Origin of the sequence: Brooklawnia sp. (genome assembly GCF_049651565.1) — a bacterium.
GTDB lineage: Bacteria > Actinomycetota > Actinomycetes > Propionibacteriales > Propionibacteriaceae > Brooklawnia.
This window is the reverse complement of record NZ_JBASCI010000259.1, coordinates 1-6,982: the sequence shown is the minus strand read 5'-3', so window position 1 is coordinate 6,982 and position 6,982 is coordinate 1. Positions and strand designations below refer to the sequence as shown.

Sequence of the window (6,982 nt, the reverse complement as noted above, 5' to 3'; positions counted from 1 at the left end):
TGGCGATCATGAACATCGAGGACAAACGAGCCCGAGAACGCGCCAAGCAGGCCACCAAGGGCAAGGCCCGCCAGTCCGTCCCGCGCCTGGTCGAAGGCGGCGTGGTCACCGGCTGGAAGGCCGCACTGGGCGAGCTCGCCCTCGTCTACCCCGACCGCATCAACCCCTACCTGTAGTAAACCCAATGTGACCCAAAATCAGTTACACAAACATCTTGACAAGCTCCGCTTCGGTGACCGCTACGTCACTGTGGTCATCGACCTCACCCCGACCAGACAACAAACCGGTCCATCCCGGCTGCTGGCGGTACTGGACGGCCAGTCGAAGAAGGCCTTCAAAACCTGGCTCGAAGAACGCGACCAGACCTTCCGGGACAACGTCGAAGTCGTCGCCATGGACGGGTTCACCGGCTACAAGACCGCCGCCACCGAGGCCATCGACGAAGTCACCACCGTGATGGACCCGTTCCACGTCGTGGCGCTGACCGGCGACAAGATGGACCAGTGCCGCCAACGCCTCCAACACCAGGTACTTGGCCGTCGCGGCCGATCCGGGGACCCACTGTTCGGCATCCGCCGACTCGCCCACACCCGCGCCGCCCTGCTGACCACCAAGCAATGGTTCCGACTCCTCCCCGTGCTCGAAGACTGGTTCGGAATGTTGGTAGGCCGTCGATGACGTCCTGGTAGGGTCTACCAGGTCACGGCCAGGCAGAGGTGGGCCGGGCGCCCCGACCCGCCCGGCTGGACACCCACCAACCCACCGCGCTCTGTGAAGAGCCACTTGCCGGCTCCGCCGGGTTGTTCCTGGGCTGCGGTCCAGGCTTCTTCGAGGTCGGGCATGCGGATGTAGTGGGCGCGGATCCGGTGTTCGCAGGCCCGTTTGGCCAGGGCGCGGCCCTCACATAGGCGGGAAGGAGCCTAGAAGCAGGTGGCGCTCAATCACACCAACCCCGGCCCTCAACTACACCAATCCCGGGCCAAGCCAGCGGCGCTCAGCCGCACCAACCCCGGCCCCCAGTACCGCGAATACTCACTTGGTACGGCAACGCATGAGCCAGCAGGCATTTCGCCGACTACTACTCGGCTCAGATTCGCCGGAGTGCGCGATCTGTGGCATCGACCTGGTTGAGGTGCTTGAAGCCGCACACCTGGTGCCACATGCCCGCGGTGGCTCAGCAAGCAGTGACAACGGGCGTCTACTTTGCGCGAACCACCACCGCGCTTACGATGCTGGCCTCTACCAGTGGACCGGGAGTGAGTTCATCTGGGCGGGCCCCTTTGAAGAGCCGGCACTCGGCACCAGGAACCTCGGTTAGCCGCGAATCGGCGAGGGAGACCCGGGTCCCGCCACTCAGCGCACGTACACCTTGAGCCAGCGCGAGATCTCCGCGAACACCTCGTCCCGAACCGGACGCGGCGACAGCACCAGGTCGTGCATGCCCCCCTTGATGCGCACGATCGTGACCACCCGGCCCAGCCGCCATGACACCGCGGCCAACTGGTCGACGTCCAGGACGATGTCCTGGCTCATGATCGAGTCATCCCACTCCGACATCGACAGCCCGCTGCGGGCGCTCATCATCGACAGCACCGGGGTGTCGATCTTCAGGCCACCGGCCACCCGGGTCTGAGCGGTCAGGATTGCCCGCGCCCAGCCGAACCTCGGCACGAACGCACGGTTCGACTTGTAGTCGGTGTCGACGGTCCACTCGCCGTTCCTGGTCGCCGACACGCTGGCGAAGTAGAGGCCGGTCTCGTTGCCCTGCAGCGCGATGGTCGGCTTCACGCTCGCCACCCGGTGCACCAGCGGCGTCAGCGCGCGCCGCAGCATCTCCGGGCCGCGCATGTCCAGCCACGGCGAGTTCAGCACTACCCCGTTGAGCAGTCGCGGGCTCTGGGAGGCCCACACGCTGACCACCAGGCCACCGGTGGAGTGGCCCATCGCCGTGATCAGGTCGTGTCCGTCCTCGCGGATCAGCCGGTATGCCTCGTCGAGCTCGGCGGCGTAGTGGTCCAGGTCGGTGATGTAGCCGGCGAACAGCCCCGGCCGCAGGTTGCGCCCGTAGCGCCTCAACTCCACGGCATAGAAGTCGAACCCCTGCTTGTCCCAGAAATCCGCCAAGTGGGTCTGGAAGAAGTAGTCGTTCCAGCCGTGGACGTAGAGGACCGCGCGCTGGTGACTCGGCTCATTCCGCCGCACCAAGGTCGCGGTCAGCGGCTCGTCAGGTTCACCGTCGGCCAGTTCCGCGTCCTCGATCTGCCAGGACCGAACCTGATAGCCGGGCAGCAGGCGGTCATCAGACCACATGGAACCGGCTCTCGCGAGGGCTGGGGCTAGCGTCGATCCTCATCGTCGTCGTCGTATGCGACCAGATCGTCCTCGTCGTACTGGGTAACCAGGTCTGCATACTGATCTGGCACCTGGTCGTAGCTGTCTTCCACTCGACCAGATTCCCCTCGGAGCTCTCGCTCCAGTGAGGCGGAGTCGAATTCGGGAGTGCGGTACTTCAAGTCCCGCGCCACCTTTGTCTGCTTCGCCTTCGCACGGCCGCGCCCCATATCGGGTCGACCCCCTCGCTTTGTCCCTCGCGGCATGGCCGCGGCATGTTGAATAACTGTCGTGGCACCAAGGCTACCCAATGGCACGAGTTGGCGCCAAAGAGTGGCTGCCGCCGGCCGGGTCTCAGTTGTTGTGCTCGCCGGAGATTCCGACCCGCTGGTCGTCCGGCCCGGCTGCCACCACCTCGCCGCACACCCACGCCGGTAAACCCCGGTCGACTAGCAGCCGGACAGCCGCGTCCGCGCCATCGCCGGGAACCAGCGCCACCATGCCGACCCCCATGTTGAGGGTGGCCTCCAGGTCGGGCTGCGGCACCTGACCGACGCTGCGCACCAGCTCGAAGATGGCCGGCGGGCGCCAACTTGCCCGGTCGAGCCGGGCGGCAACCGTGTCGGGCAGCACCCGGGCCAGGTTGTTGGCCAGGCCGCCGCCAGTGACGTGGCTCATCGCGTGCACCTCAGCACCCTCGATCAAGGCCAGCGCGTCCGCCGCGTACACCCGGGTGGGCTCCAGCAGCTCCTCGCCGAGGGTTCGTCCCAGCTCGGCCATCTCCGCCTCCAGGTCGAGCCCGGCGTCGGTGAGCAGAACGCGCCGCACCAGCGAGTAGCCGTTGCTGTGCAGACCCGAGGACGCCATCGCCACCACCGCGTCGCCGGGACGCACCCGGTCGCGCCCCAGGATCTGGTCGGCCTCGACCACCCCGACCGTCGCGCCGGCCATGTCGAAGTCGTCCGGTCCCATCAGGCCCGGGTGCTCGGCGGTCTCGCCGCCGATCAGCGCGGTGTTGGCGGACGCGCAGGCCTCGGCGATGCCGCGCACGATGTCGGCGATCCGCTCGGGGACGACGCGTCCGCAGGCGATGTAGTCGGTGAGGAAGAGCGGCTCGGCACCACAGACCACCAGGTCGTCCACCAGCATGCCGACCAGGTCCCAGCCGACGGTGTGGTAGACGCCCATGGCGCGGGCGATGTCGACCTTGGTGCCCACCCCGTCGGTGCTGGTCGCCAGCACCGGATGGCGGTAGTCCTTCAGCGCGGACGCGTCGAACAGCCCGGCGAAGCCGCCGAGGCTACCCATCACCTCCGGCCGGGTGGCCCGGCGGACGTGTGCCTTCATCAACTCGACCGCGCGGTCACCGGCCTCGATGTCGACACCAGCGCGGGCGTAGGCGGATTCGTTCATGCAGTCTCCTGCTTGATGCCCAGCGTGGCCGCCGCGCTGCTGGGGATGCGGATCGGGTAGTGCCCGTCGAAGCAGGCCGAGCAGAGCTGTTCGGCGTCCAACCCGACGGCTGCGCGCAGACCGTCCAGGCTGACGAAGCCCAGCGAGTCGGCCTCGATCGCCTGGGCGATCTCGGCGACGCTCAGCCCGGGTGCGATCAGTTCGGCGCGGGTGGCGAAGTCGATGCCGTAGAAGCAGGGCCACTCCACCGGCGGGCTGCTGATCCGCACGTGCACCTCGGCGGCCCCGGCGGCGCGCAGCATCCGGATCAGGGCGCGCTGGGTGTTGCCGCGGACGATCGAGTCGTCGACGACCACCAGCCGCCTGCCCTCGATCACCTCGCGCAACGGGTTCAGCTTCAACCGGATGCCGAGTTGCCGGATCGTCTGGGTGGGCTGGATGAAGGTGCGTCCCACGTAGGCGTTCTTCACCAGCCCGATCGCGAACTGGATGCCGGACTGCCGGGCGTAACCCAGCGCCGCCGGGGTGCCGGAGTCGGGCACCGGGATGACTATGTCGGCGTCCGCGGGGTGCTCGATGGCGAGCTGTCGTCCGATCTGCACCCTGGTGGGTTGCACCGGGCGGCCGGCGATCCGGGTGTCGGGCCTGGCCAGGTAGACGTACTCGAAGACGCAGCCCTTCAGGCGGGCGGAGGCGAACCGGGTGCTGCGCAACCCTGCGGCGTCGATGACGATGAACTCCCCCGGCTCGACCTCGCGCACGAAGGTGGCGCCGATGATATCCAGCGCGGCGGTCTCGGAGGCGACCACCCAGCCGCGTTCCAGCCGTCCCAGGACCAGCGGACGCACTCCGTGCGGATCGCGCGCGGCGTACAGCGCGGTCTCGGTCATGAACACCAGGCAGAACGCGCCGGTCAGCTTCGGCAGCACGTCGAGCACGATCTGCTCGATGTCGTCGGTCTGGGGGTGGGCGGCCATCAGCGCACTGATCAGCGCGGTGTCGTTGGACGAGTCCATCGCCTCCCGCAGCCCGCCCTGCTGCTCACCGTTGGGCGGGTTGTCCTCGACGAGCGTCGCCCGCAGCTCCCTGGTGTTGGTGAGGTTGCCGTTGTGCGCCAGCGCGACCCCGCGCCCGGCCACCTGGCTGAATGTCGGCTGGGCGTTCTGCCACACCGATGCGCCGGCGGTGGAGTACCGGGTGTGGCCGATCGCCAGGTGCCCGGTGAGCGAGCTCAGCGCCCCCTCGTTGAAGACCTGGCTGACCAGGCCCATGTCCTTGAAGACCATGATGCGCTGGCCATCGCTGACGGCCATGCCGGCCGACTCCTGACCGCGGTGCTGCAGCGCGAACAACCCGAAGTAGGTCAGCTTCGAGACGACTTCACCGGGGGCGTAGACCCCGAACACACCACACTCTTCGCGCGGACGATCCTCGGCCTCCGGATGCGACATCACTGGGCGAGCCTACCGCGGGACGGCCGATGCCTGCTCAGAGGTTGCGCTCCAGCAGTGACACCGCTTTCGCGTTGCGGAAGAACAGGACAGCGAAGAACACCGCGAACGGGACAATCGCAAGCGCGAGTTGCCAGTTCGCGAAGAACACAATGGCCGCGATGCCGGCAGTCCCGATGAAGAACGAGCGGGTGGTGACCATCTTCTTGCGCAGTTCGACCAGCATGCCCTCCAGCTCCTGACGAAGGGCGGCGGTTTCGGCGTCGGCAGCGTGACCGCGCCTGCCGGGCTGGTGCGCGGGAGCGTCGACTTGTTGTCGCTGTCGTCCCGGGACGGCCAGCCGGTCACCGAGGAAGACCCGGGCGACGTAGTACACGCCCACCACGCCGACGACTGCTCCGACGAGGTAGTTGCCCCGGCTGATGAAGCCGGCGGCGATCACCATGCAGCTCATCGCCGTGACCAGGAAGATCGCCGAACGCATGTCTTGATTCTCCTAGTGCGCTGCGGATCGTGGGCGGTTCAGATCACGTTGAAGAACTGCAGGATCGCGACGATACCCATCAGGGTGAGGACGACGCCGGCGATTCCCAGCAGGATCTTGGTGCCGATCGCCATCTGGAACTTCTTGGGCAGGAACTTGGAGTCGGTGTACAACATGGCGAGCGCCCACAGGCCGATCGACAGCACCCCGCCGATCAGGGCGCCGAACGAGACCAGCGTGGTGAACGACAGGCCGGTCCATACCAAGATCAGTCCGCCGCCGGAGTAGATGATCGCAACGAGCAGCCGCACGTTGAAGAACCGGGTCTCGCGAACCCAACGGATGGCGGGCGCGAAGCACTGATAGAACGTGTGGGCGTACATCATCGTGCCCGACGCCTGCATCGATCCGAAGAAGGCCGCCCAGACCGCCAGCTGGTAGAAGTACACCAGCGCCGGGCTGATCTGCTCGAAGAACTGGGCCTGGAACTGCATGATCTCGCGGTCATTGGGCACCTGCTGGGTGCCATCGGCGCCCAGGATGACGTTGCCCAGGATCATGAAGGCGGCCGAGAAGATGAAGACCGCGACGAAGCTGAGCAGCGTGTCTGACAGCGGAGCCTTCGCCCACGCCTTCACATTGGCGGTGTTCTGCTCGCCTTCGTCGATCGGGAACCGCTCCCCTGCCTTGAGTTTGATCAGCTTGGCGTTGATCTCGTCCAGGTTCGGCGACCCGAGCATGCCCCACTTCTTCTCGTTGTACATGCCCACGTAGCCGATGTAGTCATAGGTGCCGCCGCCGATCGCGCCCAGGTAGCTGATCACCTCGAGTGAGATGGGACGAGCGGCGATCTCCGGATACTTCTGCTGCACCCACGGTGCGTACTCGGCCGGGATGGTTGGCAGGAGCCCGCGCAGCACCTCGAAGTAGTTCGGATTGGAGACGATGACGGCGACGAAGACGAACAGGATCAGCAGCAGCACCACGCCGGTCTGGAACTTCTCCACGTAGGTGTAGCCGGCGAAGAACAGGGTGCTGAACGCGAGCAGGATCCACACGCTGGCCCAGACCTGCTCATTGCCGAAGCCGAACGTCCATACGCGGCTCTTCACGAAAGAGAGTGGATGAGGGGTCGGAATCCGCCTGCTTCGAGGAGTGATCTGAGCCGGTAGTTGACGAGGTTGCGGAAGCCGAGCGCGATGCCGCGGAGGTGTTCGAGCCGGCCGTTGATGGCTTCGGTGGGTCCGTTGCTGGAGCCGGGGTGGTCGAACCACGCCAGGATGTCGTCTCGTCGCTTTTCGAG

The 6,982-nt window shown here is 66.6% G+C and carries 8 protein-coding genes and 2 pseudogenes; 3 read left to right on the top strand and 7 right to left on the bottom strand.

Annotation, left to right across the window (positions count from 1 at the left end; all coding sequences use genetic code 11):
* The 3 genes and pseudogenes from WBL05_RS12560 to WBL05_RS12550 form a co-directional block, all read left to right on the top strand.
* A pseudogene (locus WBL05_RS12560) lies at positions 1-176 on the top strand (IS256 family transposase); the annotation flags it as partial.
* Positions 177-225: 49 nt separating this feature from the next.
* A pseudogene (locus tag WBL05_RS12555) lies at positions 226-639 on the top strand (ISL3 family transposase); the annotation flags it as partial.
* A 412-nt stretch (positions 640-1,051) separates the two neighbouring features.
* Positions 1,052-1,318: an HNH endonuclease gene (locus WBL05_RS12550; protein WP_424226356.1), complete on the top strand. Its 267-nt coding sequence runs from the start codon at positions 1,052-1,054 to the stop codon at positions 1,316-1,318.
* Between the two features lie 35 nt (positions 1,319-1,353).
* Here WBL05_RS12550 and WBL05_RS12545 read toward each other — a convergent pair whose 3' ends face one another.
* The 7 genes from WBL05_RS12545 to WBL05_RS12515 form a co-directional block, all read right to left on the bottom strand.
* Positions 1,354-2,310, bottom strand: coding sequence for an alpha/beta hydrolase (locus WBL05_RS12545; protein ID WP_424226355.1), 957 nt, complete (start codon positions 2,308-2,310; stop codon positions 1,354-1,356).
* A gap of 26 nt (positions 2,311-2,336) precedes the next feature.
* Entirely contained in the window at positions 2,337-2,561 is a 225-nt protein-coding gene (locus tag WBL05_RS12540; RefSeq protein WP_424226353.1) for a DUF3073 domain-containing protein, read from the bottom strand.
* A gap of 124 nt (positions 2,562-2,685) precedes the next feature.
* Complete coding sequence (purM, locus tag WBL05_RS12535; protein ID WP_424226351.1) at positions 2,686-3,744, bottom strand: phosphoribosylformylglycinamidine cyclo-ligase; 1,059 nt, start codon at positions 3,742-3,744, stop codon at positions 2,686-2,688.
* Positions 3,741-5,195: an amidophosphoribosyltransferase gene (gene purF, locus WBL05_RS12530; RefSeq protein WP_424226358.1), complete on the bottom strand. Its 1,455-nt coding sequence runs from the start codon at positions 5,193-5,195 to the stop codon at positions 3,741-3,743. The genes purM and purF overlap by 4 nt, the downstream gene beginning before the upstream one ends.
* A 37-nt stretch (positions 5,196-5,232) precedes the next feature.
* The gene (locus tag WBL05_RS12525) at positions 5,233-5,679 is read right to left on the bottom strand and encodes a hypothetical protein (RefSeq protein WP_424226350.1); all 447 of its coding nucleotides are present in this window, start codon (positions 5,677-5,679) and stop codon (positions 5,233-5,235) included.
* Positions 5,680-5,717: 38 nt separating this feature from the next.
* Positions 5,718-6,791 carry a hypothetical protein gene (locus tag WBL05_RS12520; protein ID WP_424226348.1) on the bottom strand — a complete coding sequence of 358 codons (1,074 nt, stop codon included), beginning with the start codon at positions 6,789-6,791 and terminating at the stop codon, positions 5,718-5,720.
* A partial coding sequence (locus tag WBL05_RS12515) for a transposase (RefSeq protein ID WP_424226347.1) occupies positions 6,788-6,982 on the bottom strand: 195 nt, incomplete at its 5' end. The genes WBL05_RS12520 and WBL05_RS12515, both read right to left, overlap by 4 nt.